General features: G+C 69.5%; 10 protein-coding genes and 3 pseudogenes. 6 read left to right on the top strand and 7 right to left on the bottom strand.

From position 1 onward, the window contains the following. Positions 1-23: 23 nt before the first annotated feature. Positions 24-2306 carry an alpha-xylosidase gene (gene yicI, locus ACYUED_RS04915; RefSeq protein ID WP_491291093.1) on the bottom strand — a complete coding sequence of 761 codons (2283 nt, stop codon included), beginning with the start codon at positions 2304-2306 and terminating at the stop codon, positions 24-26. Further along, entirely contained in the window at positions 2303-3721 is a 1419-nt protein-coding gene (locus ACYUED_RS04910; protein ID WP_491291092.1) for a GH1 family beta-glucosidase, read from the bottom strand. Before ACYUED_RS04910 ends, yicI begins: the two co-directional genes overlap by 4 nt. Before the next feature lie 861 nt (positions 3722-4582). On the opposite strand from ACYUED_RS04910, the gene ACYUED_RS04905 reads away from it, so the two are divergent. Continuing rightward, the gene (locus tag ACYUED_RS04905) at positions 4583-6730 is read left to right on the top strand and encodes a beta-galactosidase (RefSeq protein WP_491291091.1); all 2148 of its coding nucleotides are present in this window, start codon (positions 4583-4585) and stop codon (positions 6728-6730) included. Positions 6731-7365: 635 nt separating this feature from the next. On the opposite strand, the pseudogene ACYUED_RS04900 reads toward ACYUED_RS04905, so the two are convergent. Further along, a pseudogene (locus ACYUED_RS04900) lies at positions 7366-7691 on the bottom strand (sugar hydrolase); the annotation flags it as partial. A 321-nt stretch (positions 7692-8012) separates the two neighbouring features. Between ACYUED_RS04900 and ACYUED_RS04895 the strand changes: the two are divergent. From ACYUED_RS04895 to ACYUED_RS04875, 5 genes and pseudogenes are all read left to right on the top strand, one after another. Continuing rightward, positions 8013-9692, top strand: coding sequence for an extracellular solute-binding protein (locus ACYUED_RS04895; RefSeq protein ID WP_491291090.1), 1680 nt, complete (start codon positions 8013-8015; stop codon positions 9690-9692). Next, positions 9692-10741, top strand: a complete 1050-nt coding sequence (locus tag ACYUED_RS04890) for an ABC transporter permease (RefSeq protein WP_491291089.1) — start codon at positions 9692-9694, stop codon at positions 10739-10741. The genes ACYUED_RS04895 and ACYUED_RS04890 overlap by 1 nt, the downstream gene beginning before the upstream one ends. Further along, complete coding sequence (locus ACYUED_RS04885; RefSeq protein ID WP_491287752.1) at positions 10738-11664, top strand: carbohydrate ABC transporter permease; 927 nt, start codon at positions 10738-10740, stop codon at positions 11662-11664. Before ACYUED_RS04890 ends, ACYUED_RS04885 begins: the two co-directional genes overlap by 4 nt. A 227-nt stretch (positions 11665-11891) precedes the next feature. Beyond that, positions 11892-12207, top strand: a pseudogene (locus tag ACYUED_RS04880) (1,4-beta-glucanase); the annotation flags it as partial. 342 nt (positions 12208-12549) lie between these two features. Beyond that, positions 12550-13266 carry a GH12 family glycosyl hydrolase domain-containing protein gene (locus ACYUED_RS04875; protein ID WP_491291088.1) on the top strand — a complete coding sequence of 239 codons (717 nt, stop codon included), beginning with the start codon at positions 12550-12552 and terminating at the stop codon, positions 13264-13266. Positions 13267-13363: 97 nt separating this feature from the next. Here the strand turns inward: ACYUED_RS04875 and ACYUED_RS04870 are convergent, their stop codons facing one another. The 4 genes and pseudogenes from ACYUED_RS04870 to ACYUED_RS04855 all read right to left on the bottom strand — a co-directional run bounded on the left by ACYUED_RS04870 (position 13364) and on the right by ACYUED_RS04855 (position 20586). After that, complete coding sequence (locus ACYUED_RS04870) at positions 13364-14326, bottom strand: expansin EXLX1 family cellulose-binding protein (protein WP_491291087.1); 963 nt, start codon at positions 14324-14326, stop codon at positions 13364-13366. Between the two features lie 194 nt (positions 14327-14520). Then, positions 14521-15579, bottom strand: a pseudogene (locus tag ACYUED_RS04865) (glycoside hydrolase family 10 protein); the annotation flags it as partial. A 53-nt stretch (positions 15580-15632) separates the two neighbouring features. After that, complete coding sequence (locus tag ACYUED_RS04860) at positions 15633-17255, bottom strand: glycoside hydrolase family 43 protein (protein ID WP_491291086.1); 1623 nt, start codon at positions 17253-17255, stop codon at positions 15633-15635. 877 nt (positions 17256-18132) lie between these two features. Beyond that, positions 18133-20586 carry a SpoIIE family protein phosphatase gene (locus tag ACYUED_RS04855; protein WP_491291085.1) on the bottom strand — a complete coding sequence of 818 codons (2454 nt, stop codon included), beginning with the start codon at positions 20584-20586 and terminating at the stop codon, positions 18133-18135. Positions 20587-20832: the final 246 nt, after the last annotated feature.

The raw sequence follows: 20832 nt of genomic DNA, 5'->3' as shown, positions 1-20832 counted from the left end.
GGACCCCGCCCTGACTGTCTGGTTCAGGCCGGGTACGGCAGCTCGGCCTCCGAGGTGCCGGCCGGCCGGGTGTGCACCGTTGCGTTCGGGCCGCCGATCCGCAGCTGCCACGGGTGCGGGCTGTCCGTGGTCACGTGCAGGTGGTCGCCCCGGCGCCGCAGGTGGAAGCGGGCTGTCTCGCCGGGGCCGTCGGTGCGGGGGATCACCACGGTGTGCTCGGCGCCGTCGGCGAACGCGTGCACCCGTAGTTCGACGCCGTCCGCCCAGGCGGAGACCGGCTGCTGGTCGTCGGCGGCCAGCGCGATGACCGAGTCCGGGCGGGCCAGCAGCGGCAGGGTGTGGAAGTCGTGCTGCTCACGGACCCAGCGTGGACCGGTGACCTGAGCGCCTGTCAGCACATTGGTCCAGGTGCCTTCCGGCACGTAGTACTCGACCGTGCCGTCGTCGGTGAAGACCGGGGCGACGAGCAGGTCGTCACCGAGCATGTACTGCCGGTCGAGGGTCGCGGCGGCCGGGTCGTCCGGGAACTCCAGCACCATGGCACGCATCACCGGGACTCCGGTGGTGTGCGCCTGCTGTGCGGCGCGCTGGAGGTAGGGGGTGAGGCGGTGTTTGAGCAGGGTGAACTCGCGGGTGACGTCGACGGCCTCCTCGCCGTAGTCCCACGGGACGCGGTACGACTTGCTGCCGTGCAGACGGCTGTGCGAGGAGAGCAGCCCGAACTGCACCCAGCGCTTGAAGACGGCCGGAGTCGGCGTGCCCTCGAAGCCGCCGATGTCGTGGCTCCAGAAGCCGAAGCCGGACAGACCCAGGGAGAGTCCGCCGCGCAGGGACTCGGCCATGGCCTTGAAGTGGGACTCGCAGTCGCCGCCCCAGTGCACCGGGTACTGCTGACCGCCCGCAGTGGCGGAGCGGGCGAACAGCAGCGCCTCGCCCTCGCCACGCTCCTCCTTCAGCAGTTCGAAGACCGCCTGGTTGAAGAGGTGGGTGTAGTAGTTGTGCATCCGCTCCGGGTCGGAGCCGTCGTGCCAGACGACATCGGTGGGGATCCGCTCGCCGAAGTCGGTCTTGAAGCAGTCCACGCCCTGGGCGAGCAGCGTCTTCAGTTTGCCCGTGTACCAGTCGCGCGCGGCCGGGTTGGTGAAGTCCACCAGGGCCATGCCGGCCTGCCACAGGTCCCACTGCCATACGCTGCCGTCGGGGCGGCGTACGAGATGACCCTCGCGCATGCCCTCCTCGAACAGCGGGGATTTCTGCGCGATGTACGGGTTGATCCAGGCGGAGATCCTGAGGCCCCGCTCCTTGAGCCGGGCCAGCATGCCTTCGGGGTCGGGGAAGGTCTCGGAGTCCCAGTCGAAGTCGCACCACTGGTAGCCGCGCATCCAGAAGCAGTCGAAGTGGAAGACGCTCAGCGGGATGCCGCGCTCGGCCATGCCGTCGACGAAGCGGTTGACGGTGGCCTCGTCGTAGTCGGTGGTGAAGGAGGTGGTCAGCCACAGGCCGAATGCCCAGGCCGGAGGCAGGGCGGGGCGGCCGGTGAGCGCCGTGTAGCGCTGGAGGATCTGCTTCGGGGTCGGGCCATGGACGACGAAGAACTCCAGCGACTGGTCCTCGACGCTGAACTGGACCTGTCCGACCGACTCGGAGCCGACCTCGTAACTGACCTTGCCGGGGTGGTTGACGAAGACGCCGTAGCCGCGGTTGGTCAGGTGGAAGGGGATGTTCTTGTACGCCTGCTCGCTGCTGGTGCCGCCGTCCGCCTGCCAGATGTCCACCGTCTGCCCGTTCTTGACGAACGGGGTGAACCGCTCGCCCAGTCCGTACACCGACTCTCCCACGCCCAGGGAGAGTTGCCCGAGCATGAAGTGCCGGCCGGTGGCGTCGCTGACGAAGCCGGTGCCGCGCTCGCCCACGGAGGTCAGGACCCGTCCGCCGGCGGTGAACTCCAGGTTCCACGGCTGTGAGGTGTCCACCCGCAGCGACAGCTCACCCGCACTGAGTTCGACCACCGAGCCGTCCCGGCCCACCTTTCCCGCATCCGGTTGCGCGCCGGGCAGCGCGAACTCCGGCGCCTTCCGCACCGAACCGGCGTGGTGGGTGGCACGTACCCCGATCACGCCCTCGGCCGGTGACCAGCACTCGACCGTCAGTAGCGCGCTGTTGAGGATGCCGGCGCGGCGGTCGACGTGCTTCACCGGCGCGTAGAGGGTCATCCGGTGCTCGTCGGCCCGGACGTCAGCGACCTCGGTGGCGTACCGCGCGGTGACGCCCGGACGCATCAGCCAGTAGCCGTCGGTGAACTTCATGGGGTGGTTTCCTCCGTCCGCGCGCGATGCGCGGTGATCAGGCCCCGGTACCAGTGGTAGCTGTCCTTGGGCGTTCGAGTCAGCGTGTCGTAGTCGACGTGGACGAGACCGAAGCGCTGGTCGTAGCCGCGCGCCCACTCGAAGTTGTCCAGCAGCGACCAGGCGTAGTAGCCGCGTACGTCCACCCCGGCGGCGACAGCCGCGGCAACGGCCGCGAGATGGTCCGCGAGGTAGTCGATCCGCTCCGTGTCGTGGACCCGGCCGTCGGGGCCGACGGTGTCGGTCTCGGCGGAGCCGTTCTCGGTGATCCAGACCGGCGGAAGACGCGGGTAGCGGGCGTCAAGTCCGCAGAGCAGCTCTGTGAGCGCCTCCGGGACGACGGGCCACCCCATGGTGGTGTGCCGGGTCCCGTACGGGTCGAGTTCGGTGACACCGATGTCCACGGCGGTGCGCACGTCGGGGTCGGCCTCTCGGTGAGGGGCGGCGGCGACCGTCACGGGGCGGTAGAAGTTGACGCCGAGGAAGTCCAGCGGCGCGCCGATCAGTTCCAGGTCACCGGGCAACCGCCAGGCACCGGCGGCGATACCGCCCCAGGTCTCGTCCTCGTGCGCCGGATAGCGTCCGGCGAGAAGCGGCTCGGCCCAGACCTCGTTGTGGAGGACCTCGGCCCGGCGCAGGGCGGCCCGGTCCTCGGGGAGGTCGGAGGCGGCGTGGAGGCGGTCGAGGTTGAGGGTGACGCCTGTCTCGCGGGCGCCCGCGGCGCGCAGCGCACCCACCGCGAGGCCGTGGCCGACCAGCAGGTGGTGGGCGGCGGCCAGTGCGCCGCGGCCCTCCTCGGCACCGGGAGCGTGCCGCCCCTCGGCGTAGCCGACGAAGGCGGAGCAGTACGGCTCGTTGAGGGTGATCCAGCGCTCCACCCGGTCCCCGTAACGCTCGGCAGCGAGGGCCGCGTACTGCGCGAACGCCTCGGCGGTCTCCCTGACGCGCCAGCCGCCTCGGTCCTCCAGGGCCTGGGGCAGGTCCCAGTGGTAGAGCGTGACGGCGGGGGCGACACCGGCGGCCAGCAGCTCGTCGATCAGCCGGTCGTAGAAGTCCAGGCCCTTGGCGTTGACCGGTCCGGTGCCCTGGGGCAGCAGACGGGACCAGGCGATCGAGAACCGGTAGCCGTCGACGCCGAGCCCGCGCAGCAGGGCGATGTCCTCGGAGTGGCGGTGATAGTGGTCGCAGGCTGTGTCACCGGTGGCGCCGCCGAGGGTGCGGCCGGGGGTGTGGCTGAAGGTGTCCCAGATGGACGGGCCGCGGCCGTCCTGGTCGTGGGCGCCCTCGATCTGGTAGGCGGCGGTCGCGGCTCCGAAGCGGAACCCGGCGGGCAGTTCGGGGAACGGGCGCACGGTGGGCCCGGATGCGTTGGACACGGCGTTCAGAGCTCCGGCGCCAGGCAGCGCGGGCGCGGCCAGGCCAGTCGGGTGGGCGGGTTGGAGCCGCGGAGCGGACCGCGCGACAGGTTCATCGCGGGCGCCCACGGCCAGTTGTGCGGAAGGAGGCGGCGCCCGGGCGCTCGACGGGCGGCGCGGACCGCGCGTACTGCGCGCACTGGTGAATCAGCCGGCCGGCGGCGGGCAGGAAAGAAGCAGAACCCACGGGAGGGACACCTCGACGGAGCGGGAGAGACATCGGTTGGTGAAGCGCTTCGACGCTGCCACCGCCTAAGATGTGATGTCAATGCCTGGCAAGGAACAAGCTTCCTTGTCTGTGCCCCCTTGCTTCACTCAGAAATTCCTCATTAACTTGCGTAATCAAGTGAAGCGCTTCGACGATCCCGCCGAGGGGGCCGCTGCCGTGAGTCACCAGAGAGCCGTCGTTGCCGCCCGCGGGCTCCAGGGGGAGCCGCACCCCCGGAGGGCACGTGCTCGTCCGCGAGGCCATCTTCACCTCGGTCACCTGGGCCTCCCCGGTCATCTGGGCCACCCCGGTCATCTGGGACAACGGCGACGACTTCAGCCGCAGCGAATCGCATCCCTTCTGGAGAGGCCTGCACGCCGCCCAGGGAATCGACCACTTCGCCACTTCGCCACTTCGACTTGTTCGATTACGAGCCGCTGACCGCGTGAGGCGTCAGCCTTTCCTCGCCTCCCGGCAAGGCCGCACGGCGCCGCCGTGTGCCGGGCCTGTGGCGTGACCGGACTGACCGGCGATCACGGCTACGGCGGCAACGCGACAGCCACCACCTCCCCGTCCCGGCCGCCGGGACCCATCCGTCTCATCGAGGGCCTCACATGACTGATCTGCCCGCGCGCGTCCTGTTCGGCGCCGCCTACTACCACGAGTACCAGCCGTACGAGCGGCTCAAGACCGACCTCGATCTCATGGCGGAGGCGAAGTTCAGCGTCATCCGCGTCGGAGAGTCGGTCTGGTCCACCTGGGAGCCGGAGAACGGCCGGTTCGAGCTCGACTGGCTGAAACCCGTCCTCGACGGCGCACACGAGCGCGGCATCTCCGTCGTCCTCGGCACTCCCACCTACGCGGTGCCGCCGTGGCTGGCCCGGCAGTACCCGGAGATCGCCGCAGAGGACGCCACCGGGCGCCGCGCCGCGTGGGGCGCCCGGCAGGAGGTCGACATCACGCACCCGGCCTTCCGTTTCCACGCGGAGCGGGTGATCCGGGCGATCGCGGCTCGCTACGCCGCCCACCCCGCGGTCATCGGCTTCCAGGTCGACAACGAGCCCGGTCCGCGGCTGCCGCACAACCACGGTGTCTTCCAGCGGTTCGTCGACGACCTGCGGCAGCGGTACGGCGATGTGGAGACCCTCAACCGCGAGTGGGGGCTGGTCTACTGGTCGCACCGGCTGTCCACCTGGGCCGACCTGTGGACCCCGGAGGGCAACGCGCAGCCGCAGTACGACCTGGCCTGGCGGGCGTTCCAGGCGCGCCAGACCACCGAGTTCATCGCTTGGCAGGCCGGCATCGTGCGCGAGTACGCGGGGCCCGGCCAGTTCGTCACCACGTGCCTCGCCTACGGCTCTCCCGGCCTGGAGGACGACGAGCTCACCGACAGCCTGGACATCACCGCGGGCAACCCCTACTACGACATGCAGGACAGCCTCACGATGCCCGAGCCGCCGCGGGAGAAGCTGCCGCAGCAGTGGATGGCGTACGGGGCGTGGGCGCTGCACCAGAGCGCGGACCGGATCTACTCCTCCCGTCAGGAGCCGTTCCTGATCACGGAGACCAACGCCCAGGCCATCGGCGGCACTTCGGACAACCGGCCCGCCTTCGACGGGCAGTGGCGGCAGGCTGCGTGGGCGCTGGTCGCACGCGGGGCCCGCATGATCGAGTACTGGCACTGGCACACGCTGCACTTCGGTGCCGAGACGTACTGGGGCGGGATCCTCCCGCACAGCGGGCGACCGGGGCGCGCATACCGCGAACTCGCCCGGCTGGGCGCCGAGTTCGAGCGGGCCGGGGACTTGGTCGCGGGGATCACACCGGACGCGGACATCGCGATGGTGTACTCGGCGCCCAGCAGGTGGCTGATGCAGAAGTATCCGCCGCTCGCGGGCCCCGACGGCGGTCCGGACGGGGGTGCGTACGAGGGCATCTTCGAGCCGTTCTACCGGGGCGCGTTCGAGGCGGGGCGCCAGGTACGGATCCTGCACGCCCGTCAGTTGCACGACCCGCGTGGCGAACGCCCGGGGTGGGCACCTCAGGCGGCGGCCGAGCTGCACCCCGTGCTCATCGCTCCCGCACTGTACGTGGCGGACGACGGGATGCTCGACTGGCTCGGCGCGTACGCGGAGGCGGGCGGCCACCTCGTCCTGGGTCCCCGTACCGGCTATGGCGATCATGAGGCGCGGGCACGCCACGAGGTGACACCGGCGCGTCTGGTGCAGGCCGCGGGCGTCCGCTACGACGAGTTCAGCAACCTGCATGTCGAGGTGCCGCTGCGCGCCGCGCCGGACAGCCCGCTGCGGCTGTCGGGCAACGCGGTGGCCACCCGGTGGGTGGAGGGACTGGCCGTCGAGGACGCCGACGTCCTGGCCGAGTACGACCACCCGCACTTCGGGCGTTGGCCCGCCGTCACCACCCGCCGCCACGGCGCGGGCCGCGTCACGTGTGTGGGCACGGTGCCCGGCCGCGACCTGGCCCGCGCGCTCGCCGCCTGGCTCTCACCCTCCCCGCGCAGCGGCTGGCAGGGCCTGCCCGACTCGGTCACCGTCGCCACCGGCACCGCCTCCGACGGCCGGCGCGTCCATGTCGTCCACAACTGGAGCTGGCAACCGGCCACCGCCCAGGCCCCGGTGGACCTGACCGACGCCCTGGACGACGGTGGGCACGTGGTCCCGGCCGGTACGCCCGTGCAGCTCGGCGCCTGGGACGTCCGTGTCCTGGCCGCGGCACCGGGGTCCGCCGCGCAGAACCGGTGACAGCCGCCGCAGGGCCGGGGCGAGGGAGCCTGCGGCGCCGCGCGCCTGTCGTCGGCGTCCGCCTCGGGGACGTGCAGTAGGGTTTCGGCCGAGGTATGCAGCGGGATCCGGCCCGCGCCCTCCGCGTACCGCACACACGCACTCCGAGCCGAGCCGTCGTACAGACCGGCCAGGGGCGTGCAGCGGTGCAGGGGCGTGCCGCTGCACCGGTCGAGCCTGCGCTTGTCGGCGAGCTGACCGACCTGCGCGCGCCGGGTGCCGGGAGAGAACGGCAGCAGGTCACCGCGGTTCTTGGGTAGCACGACAGTTACGACAGTTCCTGAGGAGCACGACCGGACGCCGCCTCCCGGGCGACGGCCGGTGGGCCGGGTGTCGAAGTCCGTGGTGAGCGCGTGCGGGTCGTGCGGGCCGAACGCGCCGGGGCGGAAACGGATCGGGAGCAGGCTGCCGACCGTCGCGTCGACGGCCGACACGGTCAGCAGATGCTGCTTCAGGGTGCCGCGGACTCCTGCGGTGATCTTCGCGCCGTCGGCGGCGTGGTCGGGCAAGCGGTCGACGCCGGCCGGCAGAGCGGCGGTCGTCGCCTTGGTACAGCGGGTTCACGGCCGGGGACCCGACGTTCAGCACCCGCGAGGTCGCCGCGGGCGGGCGCGCATCGCCCTTCCTTCTTTGGCCGCCGCCTCGTCTACCCGTCGTACCACCCCCGTGTTCCGGGTCGCGCTCAGGCAGGCCCATCGCCTACGGGACGACGGTGGCCGGACCCATCCGGGCGACGCCGTACAGGCCCCTGTCCGGTGCGGAACGCGGCGACGTCTGGTCACTCCACGGCGAGCGCGAACTGGTGCGGGCATCCCGTCCTCCCGTCGAGGGCGAGCCGCGACAAAAGGTCGTCGATGCGCTTCGCGAAAGGCAGCTGCGGATCGCGGAAAGGCGACGGCGAGGGCGGGGTAGGGGCGGACAGGTGGGATCCCCTGAGGTGGGTCGACGGGTGTTTTCGAAGCGCTTCGATGACCGTAGGGAGCCAGGGCGAATGTGAAGAGTTCGACACCATTCCATCAAGCAGGGCACGCACAGAGCCTTCTCTCGCGCCTCGGAGGAATCTTGGAAGCGACTCTTGTGCGCCCATGGGCGTTCACTTAACCTCACAGCAACATCGAAGCGCTTCGACTATGAGTCATGTCGCAGCGGTTGGATGTCCGTTTCAGCTCAGCCAGTTCCAGTTACGACACCGCAGCCGACGGCCACCGCCGGGTGTCCTGGTGTGCCATGAAGGGTTGACGCAATGACGCCGAACGCCGCTTCCGCCTCCTCCGGTCCGAGCCGGAGAGGTTTCCTCGCCTCCACGGCTGTCGCCACCGCAGCGGTGGCGGGCGGGATGCCGCTGCTTGCCGCCTGCGGCGGATCGGACAGCGGCTCGCGTGAGGGAGCCACGTCGGGCAAGGCAGCCGACAAGCTGCTCCCGACCTACGTCGCCAGCACGGTCGCCAAGCCGGACCTGCCGTCGAAGAACGGTTCGGCGGCCGGCTACATCGGCAAGGTCGACCTCGCGGCCCTGGCCACCTCGGTCCCGAAGAAGCTCGGCACCGGAGCTCCCCTCAAGATCATGGCCCCGCTCTGGGGCACCCCGCCGAAGCCCGGAAACCCCTACTACAAGGCGCTCGACGCGGCGGCGGGCACCAGGATCACCTGGCAGAACCAGGACGGCAACACCTACGGTGAGAAGCTCGGCGCCGTCCTCGCCTCCAGCTCCATACCCGACATGGTGGTCGTGCCCAGCTGGGAACTGGTCGGCAAGATCTCGAATGCGGTCACCGCGAAGTTCATGGACCTCGGCCCCTATCTGGCGGGCGACAAGGTCAAGAAGTACCCGAACCTGGCAGCGATCCCGTCCGACTCCTGGCGCATGAGCCTGTTCGGCGGCGCGCTGCGCGGCATCCCGATGCCCGCCGCCTCCACGCCCGGCATCACGCCCTTCTACCGCAAGGACGTCTTCGACAAGAAGGGCTACACCGTTCCCAAGTCGGCCGACGAGTTCCTCAGTTGGGCCAAGGAGGCCACCAGCGCCAAGGCCAAGGTGTGGGCCTGTGGCGACATGAGGTGGAGCGCGGCGGGCTTCTTCAGTGTCCTGCCCGCCGGGACGCTGGGCTGGAACATCGGGGACGACGGCAAGCTGACGTACCGCATCGAGCACCCCGAGTACCTGGAACATCTGGAGTGGGTCCGCAAGCTGTTCGCCGCGGGCGTGGTCCATCCCGACGACAAGGCGAACACGGGCGACCCCACCCAGCGGTTCACCGCCGGACAGGTCCTGGTCTCCAACGGCGACCTGTCCGGCTGGTACGGCACGACCGCCGGACAGATACGGTCCCACCCCGACTTCGAGATGGCGGGCATGGACTACTTCGGCGCCGACGGCGGCCATCCGACGCTGTATGCCGGCCAGCCCGCCGGCATCTGGTCGATGATCCGCAAGGGCGCCCCGAAGGAGACGATCGAGAACGCGCTGGCCGCCGCGGACTTCGCGGCAGCGCCCTACGGCACCAAGGAGCGGATGTTCGTCGACTACGGCGTCGAGGGCACCCACTACACGGTCAAGGACGGCGTCCCGGTCAAGAACGACCGGGGTATCCAGGAGGTGAACAACGCCTGGGTGCTGCTGGCGGCCCCGGCTCCCTACCTGGCCCATCCGGACCTGCCTGACATCGCCCGCAAGCAGGTCGAGTGGCAGCAGCGGCAGGGTGCCTTCCTGAAGAAGACGTCCACCTACGGCATGAACATCGTCGAGCCGACCCGCTATGCCACCCTCTCCAGCCAGTTCGAGCAGCTGGAGATCGACTTCGTGCGGGGCAACAAGAAGCTGTCCGACATCCAGCAGGCCATCTCCACCTGGAAGTCCTCCGGCGGCGACAAGCTGCGCGCCTGGTACAAGCAGCTCCTCGACAAGAACGGCAGCGGCAACTGATGTCCCTCACGGCCGGGAGCAGGCCCGACGGGACGCGTCCCCCCGCGGCCGTCGAGGAACCGACAGCCGCCCTCGCCGCGGCCACCGTTAAGGCGAGCGTGCCGCGCCGGGCCAAGGCGGGGAAGGTTCCCTTCCGGGTGCGGTGGCGCCGTGACCGTGCGCTGGTCCTGATGACGTTGCCGGTCATCGTCCTGCTCGTGGTCTTCAACTATGTTCCGTTGCTGGGTAACGTCGTCGCGTTCCAGGACTACGATCCGTACGCCTCCAGCAACGGCATCACGGCGATCTTCCACAGCCCGTGGGTGGGGGTGGAGCAGTTCTCGCGGATGCTCGACGACCCGCTGTTCTGGAGTGCGGCGAAGAACACGATCGTGCTGTTCGTGCTGCAGCTGGTGCTGTTCTTCCCGATCCCCATCGCGTTGGCGCTGGTCATCAACAGTGTGATCCGGCCCCGGGTGCGGGCGGTGGCGCAGGCGGTCATGTATCTGCCGCACTTCTTCTCGTGGGTTTTGGTGGTGACCGTCTTCCAGCAGATCTTCGGCGGTGCGGGCATCATCGCGCAGACCCTGGAGGATCACGGGTGGAGCGGTTTCGACCTGATGACCAACGCGAGCCTGTTCAAGTACCTGGTCACCGCGCAGGCGGTGTGGAAGGACGCGGGCTGGGGGATCATCGTCTTCCTGGCGGCGCTGGCCGCGGTGAGCACCGACCTGTACGAGGCGGCCGCGATGGACGGGGCGGGGCGGTGGCGGCGGATGTGGCATGTGACGCTGCCCGCGCTGCGTCCGGTGATCGCGCTGCTGCTGGTGCTGCGGGTGGGTGACGCGCTGAGTGTGGGATTCGAGCAGTTCCTGCTCCAGCGGTACGCGGTGGGTGCGGGGGCCAGCGAGGTCCTGGACACCTATGTGTGGAACATGGGTATCCAGAACGGCGACTTCAGTTATGCGGCCGCGGTCGGCCTCGTCAAGGGAGTCATCGGATTGTGTCTGGTCCTGGGTGCGAACAAGGTCGCGCACCTGCTGGGTGAGCAGGGGGTGTACAAGAAGTGAGTCTCAACACGCAGCTCGTGCGCGGTCTGAGGGCGCCCGCCCGGCCGGTGTGGGAGGAGTCGCCGAACAGGGCCGGACTCACCGCCAAGAGCGTCTTCCTCGCGTTGTGCTGTCTGGGGGTGCTCGGTCCGCTGTGGATCGTGATCGTCACCAGCCTGTCCCCGAAGCCGGTGATCGACCGGGTGGGCGGCCTGGTGGTGATCCCGCAGGGCATCACCTTCGTCAACTACACCGAGTTGCTCAGTGGTGGCCAGGTCAGCCGGGCGATCATGGTGTCGGTGGGGGTGACGCTGTTCGGCACGCTGTTCTCGATGACGGTGTCGGTGCTGGCGGCGTATGGTCTGTCGCGGCCGGGGAGTGTGGGGCACCGGTTCTTCCTGGTGGCCATGATGGCGACGATGTTCTTCGGGGCCGGGCTGATTCCGACGTATCTGCTGGTGCAGTCGCTGGGCCTGACCGACACCTATCTGTCGCTGGTCCTGCCGAGTGCGGTCAGTGTCTTCAACATCCTGGTGCTGCGGGCGTTCTTCATGGGGATCTCTCCCGAGCTCACCGAGTCGGCCCGTATCGACGGCGCCGGTGACCTGCGGATCCTGCTGACCATCATCATGCCGCTGTCGCGTGCGGTGCTGGCGGTGATCTCGCTGTTCTACGCGGTCGGGTACTGGAGTGCCTGGTTCAACGCCTCGATCTACCTCACCGACCAGCAGATGATGCCGTTGCAGAACGTGCTGATCCAGCTCGTGCAGAAGAACACCGAGGCGCCGACCGGTCTCCAGCAGGCGGTCCGCACCGGCCAGCTCTCCTCGCTGGGACTGCAGATGGCCGTCATGGTCCTCGCGCTGATCCCGGTCGCGGTGGCGTCCCCCTTCGTCCAGCGGCACTTCAAGAAGGGCATGCTCACCGGAGCCATCAAGGGCTGAAGCCCTTTGGCCCGAGTCTCTCCGCAGTCTCTCCGCAGTCCCTCCGCAGTCCCTCCGCAGTCCCTCCGCAGTGCCTCGCGCCGTATGCCGTCCGCGGCTCCGCCCGGCTGGTCGCGGCCATGTCGCGGAGCCGTGAGTCGATGCAGTACCGCACCCTGATCCCAGCTCGACTTCCCCCTTCGGAAGACCGAGGTATGTCATGAGCACGTTTCACCTCAGCAGACGCTCTGTGGCACCTGGCGCACTGGGACGGCACCGTCTGTCCGGCGCAGCGCTCCGCGGACCATGGCGCGACCTGGGCCGAGGTCGCCTCCCTCCCGAAGGGTGCCGTGCTGGTCGCGGACCTCGTGGACCCGACAGGCCGCCTTCGACACGAGCGCCGGCACGCTCTGCGCGAGCACCGACAGCGGTCTGACCTTCACCGCCCGAGCCACCGGCCTGAGTTCGGGCGACGCCGGGTCCCGGCTGGTCGCGGCCCCAGGACCCTCCGGTGACCTGTGGCTCAGCGTCAAGGCGAACGGGCTCTACCGCTCCGCCGACGGGCGCGGCGTGCAGTACGGGGAGCCCGTCTGATGTCCGCCCTGAGGCGGCGCCCCCGACCCGAACCGCACGCTCTGCAACGCCGACACAGCCCCCACCCTGCCCGCCGTACTGATCGAGCCGATTCTCCAGTCGCCCCCCACCGACTGGTCCTCAAGATCGAACCGACCTGGGCGTCTGACGGAGCGACCGCGGTTCCGCAGCCGCCTCGCACCGTCCGTGTCGAAGTCAGGCCTTCTTCCGGTGACGCGCAGCCGAGCGAACTCGTCGCCGGAGAGGACCACGTCCCCAAGTCATGGGGCGTGGTAGCACCCCCACAATCCCCCCACCCGTGGAAGGGACACCATGGTAAAAAGCGCGATACGCAAGATCACGATGGCGGCGCTGGCGCCGGCGATGGCTCTCGGTGCCACCGTCGGTCTGGCCTCGGCCCCCGCCTCCGCAGCCGTCTGGAACACCTGTGACCAGTACGGCAGCACCACCCTGGACGGCTACAAGCTCTACAACAACATCTGGGGCTCCGGCGCCGGCGCCCAGTGCATCTGGGCCAACTCCGGGACCGGCTGGGGTGTCTGGGCCAACCACCCCAACACCGGTGGCATCAAGTCCTACGCCAACTCCACGAAGACGATCAACAAGTCGATCGACACCCTCAGTTGGCTCACCAGCAACTACAACGTCAGTGTCCCGTCGTCCGGCGCGTACAACACGTCGTACGACATCTGGGACACCAACCACAAGTACGAGATCATGCTCTGGGTCAACTACAACGGACCCGTGGGCCCGATCGGCACCTACCAGAACAACGTCACAGTCGGCGGCAGCAACTGGAACGTCTACAAGGGCACCAACGGATCGAACCAGGTGTTCTCGTTCCTGCGGACGTCCGACTCCACCTCCGGCACCGTGGACGTCAAGCCGATCCTCAGCTGGATCGCCCACACCAAGGGCTGGATGCCCGGCAGCGAGACCATCGGCGACGTGCAGTTCGGCTATGAGATCACCTCGTCGTCCGGCGGACTCAACTTCACCACCAACAACCTGACCGTCAGCGGCGGCTGACCCCACATCAGGGCCGAGGTTCGGTCCGCGTCCCTTCTCGGGCGCGGTCGACCTCGGCCCGCAGTGCGTTTGCGGTCGGCCCTGGGCGACGGTGTGGTCAGTGCTGGGCGAACTGGACGCGGGTGGGTTGCACGACGTTCGCGCGCACCGCTATTCCCGTGATGATCAGCCGTTCGCCGTAGATGTCGGTGAGTCTGATCGCGCCGCCGCACCCGCTGCCGTGCGCGGAGACGAAGTAGTTGTAGGCGGTGCGGGGCAGTTGTCGCCAGCCACTTGAGGTGCGGACCTCCAGCTCGGTGACCGGGTTGCGGTGGCCGATGGCCTGGATGGCACACCAGTAGGCGCTGGAGCCGGTCTGGTACCGCATGGAGATCGTGCCGGAGATGCTGGGGCTCACCAGGCTCCAGGTGATGGGGATCCGGCCGACCTTGAGGTCGGCGAGTTTGGCGAATGCCTGCTGACTGAGGTCGAGTTGCCCGGGTGCGCAGGGCAGGGGGCACTCGTTGGTGATCCGCACCGTGATGGATTTGCCGTTGGCCGCGCGGACGAGCACGTACGCGCCGCACGCCTTGGACGTCTCGTAGTCGGTGGTGTTCATGGCCGCGATCATGAGATCGGGGCTGGGGCCGAACAGGCAGGCGCCGTTTCCGTCCGCGGCCTCGTAGGCGGTGGCGACGCCCTTGTAGCTGGTGTGGGGCTGGAGCCGTCCGGCCTGCGAGGTCGTGGCGGGCTTCTGCTGGGACCGTGGGGTGTCCGTGGGTGAAGGGCGTGCTGACTTGCTGGTCGCGGCACCCTTCGGGGAGGCGGAGCCGGTCGGGGAGGGGGAACCGGTCGGGCTCGCCTTTGCGGTCGGGGTGCCTGCCTTGCCGGCGGCCGGGGCCTTCACCTGGGAGGTGGCGAGCGGTGTGGCGGCGGCAGGTGCTGCATCGGCGTTGCGATCGGGGAGCAACGCCATGACCAGGTAGGTGAGAACGCCCACGGCGATCAGCGCCGAAGTGCCGCCCAGCATGAGCTTGCGTCTTTGTCTGCGCTGCCGCGCGGCCTGCCTCGGTGTGTTCATTTCCTGTCCGTTCGCAAGATCGAGCCGATGGTCCACTGTGCAGTGACCGCCGGAAGCACAAAGGTTGCCGACGATTTCTCACAGGAACCGGCCGAGTCTCGCGGTGCCGCCGGAATGCCGGAGGAAGAGTGGGCGTGGGCCCCGCACGAGCGGCGGGGCCCACATGGTCACCGGGCGGCCGTGGACCTGGCCGAAAGAGCGGTCGCGCTCGGTGTCCCGCTCCGTGTCGCGGCCCTGCCGCCCAGCGCGGTGAGCGCCGCCTGGTAGGCGGGCTTCTTGTTGCCGTTGCGGTCGAACAGCAGGGGGTTGTCCCCGCTGCGCCAGGAGTCGCTGTCGCGGATGCCCCAGACGGTGATGCCGGTGCAGCGCGCGACGTTCATGCACGCCTTGACGGTGTTGGCGTACGCCGCCGTGGACGCCTGGGCGATGTCGAGCTCGGTGATCTGTACGTCGACGCCGAGCGCGGCGAAGTTCGACAGTGTGGTCTGGAAGCTCGACGGCGGGCCGCCGGCGCCGAAGTGGGACTGGAGGCCGACGCAGTCGATGGGCACACCGCGCGCCTTGAAGTCGCGCACCATGCGGTAGACGCCCTGGGTCTTGGCGTCCGACCAGTTCTCGATGTTGTAGTCGTTGTAGCAGAGCTTGGCCGCCGGGTCGGCCGCGCGGGCGGTGCGGAAGGCCTGCTCGATGAAGCCGTCGCCCAGCAGGTTCTGGAAGACCGAGGAGCGGTGCTGGCCGCTGCCGCCGTCGGCGAACGCCTCGTTGACCACGTCCCAGGCGTAGATCTTGCCCTTGTAGTGGTTCATCTCCGTGGTGATGTGGTTGTTCATCACACTGCGCAGGGTGTTCGCGTCCCTGATGGAGCTGACCCAGCCGGGCAGTTGGGAGTGCCACACCAGGGTGTGCCCGCGCATCCGCTGCCCGTGCGCGGCGGCGCGGTTGACGATCTGGTCACCGGGCCCGAAGTTGAAGGTGCCGCGGGACCGCTCGGTCGTGTCCCACTTCATCTCGTTCTCGGGTGTGACCGCGTTGAACTCGCGGTCCAGGATCGCGGAGTACGTGCCGTCGCCGAGCCTTCCGGCGGCCACGGCCGTCCCGAAGTACCGCCCGGACTGGGCTGCTTGGGCCCCGAGCGTGGAGGCCCGGACGGCGTCGGGTGCGGCGCTGGCGGCGCCCGGCGTCACCAGGGCGGCCACCGACAGCAGGGACAAGACCGAGGCTCGGCGACTGCCGAGCCGCTTCAGCGGGTTCATGGTTCTCCTCGTACGGTTGGGTGGTGGGGGGTGGTGTGCGATCCTCCGATCGGTCAGGGCGTGGACAGCTCGAACCGCGTGACGCGGACCGCGCCGCCGAGTGCCTGCGTGGCGTGGTTGAAGAGGGCGAATCGGTAGCCCATGAAGAACCGCCAGTCGTTGCCCATGGAGAATGCGGGCCCGAGGCGGGTGAAGTGGGTGCCGTCGGTGCTGTAGGAGAAGGTGCCGGGACGTGGCGCGCCCGGGCGGATGTCCGCGCTCGCGCGCAGCCAGATCCGGCCGCCGGAGACGGGCGCGCTCGCGACCTCGGTACCGGTGCGGGTGGTGTTCCAGTTGCCGTCCATGGTCAGCCCGTTGACCATGGACACCCGTGTCCCGGCGCCGTCGCGCTGGACACCGATCCACGCGGAGGAGTCACGCAGCAGCGCGAGCCCGGCCCGGTCGCCGTCCCGCATCGCGGAGTGGTCGAGCTGGACCGTGGCGGTGGAGGCGGGTCCCTGGATCCGGTGCGTGAGGGTGTTGCGGGCCCAGTACAGGTCATCGGTGACGGTCGCGGTCCGCAGCGTCAGGCCGTTGTCCACCGACCACTTGGTGTTGTCCGGGTTGTGGTTCCACTCCCACGCCGGCTTCAGGGTCGTGCCGTCGAAGGTGTCGACGCCGGTCATGGGCGTGACCTGACGGGGTGGAGCGGGCACGGCAGGGCTGGGATACGAGGTGCCCCATGCGCCGTTGACGAGCTGCACGACGGGCCAGCCGTCCGGGGTCCAGGTCACGGGGGCCAGGGCAGGCATCCGGCCGCCGGGGTACGCGTCCACGAAGGCCAGGTAGTACCAGGCACCGCTCTGTGTCTGCACCAGCCCGCCCTGGTGCGGGACGCCACCGCCGGGGATCGGCCCGCGCAGGTCGAGGAGAACCTGTCGCATCGTGTACGGACCGAAGGGGCCGCTCGACGACTTCAGGATGTACTGCCCGTTCGCGGGGCGGGTCACGAAGATGTAGTACTGCCCGTTGATCTTGTAGAAGCGGGAGCCCTCAAGGGTGCCGACACTGGACGGTGCGGTGAACACCTGCTGCGTGCGGACCTGGCTGCGGCCGTCGGGCGAGAGCTGGGCCACGCTGATGGTGGTGTTCCCGTATGCCACGTACAGGGTGTCGTCACTGTCGACGAGCAGTCCCGCGTCGTAGTAGGGAGTGCCGATCGTCGTGAGCCGGCTCCACGGCCCCTCGGCGGCGGTCGCGGTGTAGACGTACGTCCGGGCGAAGTCGATCTGGCCGAGCCAGTAGAACGTCCCGTTGCTCGGACGGTAGGCCAGCGACGACGCCCAGATCCCTCTCACATAGCCACGGGCACCGTTCAGGTCGTACTTGGCGCCGAAGTCGAGGACGGGCACCGAGTGACCGGCGATCTCCCAGTTCACCAGGTCGTACGAGCGCAGGACGGGTGCGCCCGGTGAGTAGTGCATGGTCGAGGCCGAGGCGTAGTAGGTGCCGCCGACGCGGATGACGTCGATGTCCGCGAAGTCCTGCCAGATCACCGGGTTCGTGTACTGCGCGGCGGCTGCGCGGGCCGGCTCCTGGTTCATGGGGGCGGCGGCGGTGGGGGAGGCTCCGGCCGACGGCAGGAACATGCCGGTGACCAGGGCGGTGGTGGCGGTCAGCGCCCGGCGACGAGGCATGGATTGATCTGCGCATGACATATCCATGGCGTGGTTCTCCCTTTGTGCGGCCCCTGGTTCGTGCGGTGTGAAGCGGCCGATGGATTCCATCGACGTTCGTGATATCGAACGCGGATCGGCTTTGCGAGCATCCAGGATGCTATGAGGTTGGCCGGACTCGTCAATACCTCTCGCATGATTCGCCTGGCTCATCGAAACATTCGGAACGTTCGACGACCTGGTTGTCACGAGTTGACTGTCCGAAAATCGCAGCTCGGCGGCGTGGTGATTGCATCCCCGGGCGCATCGGGGAGCCCCTAAGACGCTCGGTGTTGACATGTTCGGACGCCGCTCTAGTATCCGTGGGGATCCAGGCTTTCCGAATAGCCATCGAAGTTTCGAACGCTCCGACCCCCTTCCCGAAGAGGAGCCCGGTGCCCACACGATCAGTCGGACGCCTGTTCCGCCCCGGTGCGCGGTGGCAGCCCGCCGGCCGCCACCACCTCGCGCCTGCGCGCCAACGCGTCCGGCCGCTGCCTGGACGTGGACAACGCCTCCACCGCGGCCTCTGGGTCCGGGACTGGTTCGTGCCGAGCGCGGCGGCCGGGTCGGTCTCGCGAACGGCGATGCGCAGGGCGACCGAACGACGCTTGATCGCCATCATCGAGAGCAGTCCGCCGGACTTCAGGGGGGCGAGGGCCATGGCGAGTACGCCCGGCACATCGTCCACGTACGGGAGAGGGCTGTGGCACAGGACCACGTCAGGCAACCGGTGACGACAGCTCGACGATCGGCCCGAACGGGTTTCACTCACCAGGGAGTTCGGCGTAGACGGACAGCGGTCTTGACGTGATCCTTCGTGCCGACCGGAGCGCGGGTTTCCCGGCGGGCTCGGATCTCATCGCTGCACGGGCTCGGTGAAGGTTTGGGCGCACCAGATTGTTTTGCCGTCGGTGGTGTGTCGGGTGCCCCAGCCCTGGGTGAGCTGGGCTACGAGGAGCAGGCCCCGGCCGCCCTCGTCGAAGGCACGCGCTCGGCGCAGGTGCGGTGAGGTGTTGCTGGCGTCGGAGACCTCGCAGATCAGGGACGTGTCGCGAATCAGCCGCAGCCTGATCGGGGGCTCGCCGTATCTGATGGCGTTGGTGACCAGCTCGCTGACCACCAGTTCGGTGACGAACGACTCCTCCTCCAGGCCCCAGGCCTCCAGCTGGTCGAGGGCGAACTTCCTGGCGCGCGGCACCTGCGCGGGGTCGGGTTCGACGTCCCAGTAGGCGACGTGCTGGGGATCCAGCGCGTGAGTGCGAGCGAGCAGCAGGGCGGCGTCGTCGGTGCGGCGTACGGGAAGCATGGCGTCCAGCACCGTGTCGCAGAGGTCCTCCAGTGAGGTGGCCGAATGGTTCAGGACCCGCAGCAGTTCGGCGATCCCCTGGTCGACGTCCCGCTCGCGGCTTTCCACCAGTCCGTCGGTGTAGAGGGCGAGCAGGCTGCCCTCGGGCAGCTCGATTTCGGTGGCTTCGAAGGGCAGCCCGCCGATGCCGAGCGGTGGTCCCGGCTGTGCGGGTGCCGCCGTCCTGGTGCCGTCCGGGGAGATGATGAGCGGCAGCGGATGACCTGCGCTCGCCATGCTGAAGCGGCGGGAGACCGGGTCGTAGACGGTGTACAGGCAGGTGGCCCCGAACTCGCCGGTCGGCTGGAAGTGGCCGGCGGGCTGGAGGTCGCTGGCGAGGTGGATGACCAGGTCGTCCAGGTGGGTCAGCAACTCGTCCGGCGGCAGGTCCACGTCGGCGAGCGTGCGGACCGCCGTGCGCAGTCGGCCCATGCTGGCCGAGGCGTGCAGGCCGTGACCGACCACATCGCCGACGACCAGGGCGACCCGGGCACCGGAGAGCGGAATGACGTCGAACCAGTCACCACCCACTTCCGCGTCGGTCGCGGCGGGCAGGTAACGGGACGCCACCTCAAGCGCCTCCTGGCTCGGCAGCTGCTGCAGCAGCAGACTGCGTTGCAGGGTCAGCGCGGTCGTGCGCTCGCGCGAGTACCGGCGGGCGTTGTCGATGGCGACGGCTGCCTTGGCGGTCAGCTCTTCGGCGAGGATCAGGTCGTCGGCGGTGAAGGCCTCGGGCCGGTCGAGGCGGGAGAAGGTGACCACGCCGAGCAGCGCGCCGCGCGCCCGGAGCGGCACGGTGATCCGGCCGGTCAGCCCGTCCGCGGCGATGGACCCGTCGATCAACGGGTTGCCCGGTGGCCAGTGGGCCGGGTCGGAGGCGAGGCCGGGCCCGAAGGCCCATTCGCCGCCCTCGCCGGGTTCGGCCGCGAGCTGGACCGTGGACCTGCCGGTGGACATGCAGCGGGCGGCGACGGAACCGGCAGCGTGGCTGACCGGCGTCGTGGGCCCGGGAGCCCGCTCGGTGTCCTCCTTCGCGCTGTGCTGGGCGGCACGGCTGAGCACGATGGTCGTGCCGGAGGTGAACTCGGACACGGAGGGCGGCTCCTCCCCGCGCAGTACCTCGTCGAAGAGATCCACGGTGACGAGGTCGGTGAACGCCGGCACCGGCGACGTGGCCAGTTCCTGGGCGGTGCCGATCACGTCGAGTGTCCGGCCGATGCCGCCGCTGGCCTCGTTGAGCATGAGCAGGCGCTGCCGGGCCCAGTACTCGGCGCTCATGTCGAATCCCCAGTTGGCGACCCCTCGGACCCTGCCCTCGGCGTCCCGGACGGGCCAGATGCTGGTGGCCCAGGCGTTGGCGTAGTTACTGCCGAGCGGGCGGAAGACGGTGATGAGACGCGCGGGCTTGCCCGTCCTCGCCACTTCGGCGAGCTGGTCGGTGTAGGGCTTGTCGTCTCTTTCGGGAAACAGCGAGCGGTCGAATTCGGGAAGCACCTCGCGGTACTTCTTACCGAGCACTTGCTCCTCGGTGTGCGCGATCACCCGGCCCGAGGAGGCGTTGATCCACAGGAAGTGCAGCTCAGGGTCGTAGACGCCCAGAGCGAAGGGGCACTGTTCGAAGGCCAGGTCGGCGATCACCGGGCGGCTTTCCCAGCGCTGGACGGTCACCGCATGGCCCAGCGCCCGGCCGTCGGCGTCGAAGAGCGGGTGGGCCGACACCAGAGCGTCCAGCGTGGAACCGTCCCGGTGGAGCAGGGGGATGAGCCTCGGATGGTCGGGGCCGCTGCCGTCGCTGTCAGGGAAGCCGGGTGGCGGGGGAGCGGCCATCAGGTCGTTCACGGGGCGCCCGACGGCGTCCTCCGCCGTCCAGCCCAGCAGCCGCTGCCCGCTCTCGCTCCAGCCGCTCACCACGCCGTCCGGGCCCACCACAAGCGCGGCAGCGCGGGCATCCTGGTTGCCGGCCATGTTCACGCGCCTCGCCTCCGTCCGGACAGCTGTGCCCGCCAGGGCTGGTTTCCAGCCACCAGCTCCCAGCCTAGGTCCGCTTCTGCTCGACGGCGCCCCGGCCGATGGGTCCCCGACCGCCGCGGTGCGGGGCTGAGCGGGGCCGGCGCCTGGCGCTCCGCTCGACCACAGCCGCGGCACGTCCGCCGAAGTGGATCTGGCCGTACGCCGACGCCGCAGGACTGAACAGGGGACGACGGGCCGGCG

Source organism: Streptomyces sp. DF42, from assembly GCF_058267695.1.
This window is presented reverse-complemented; position numbering and strand designations above follow the sequence as displayed.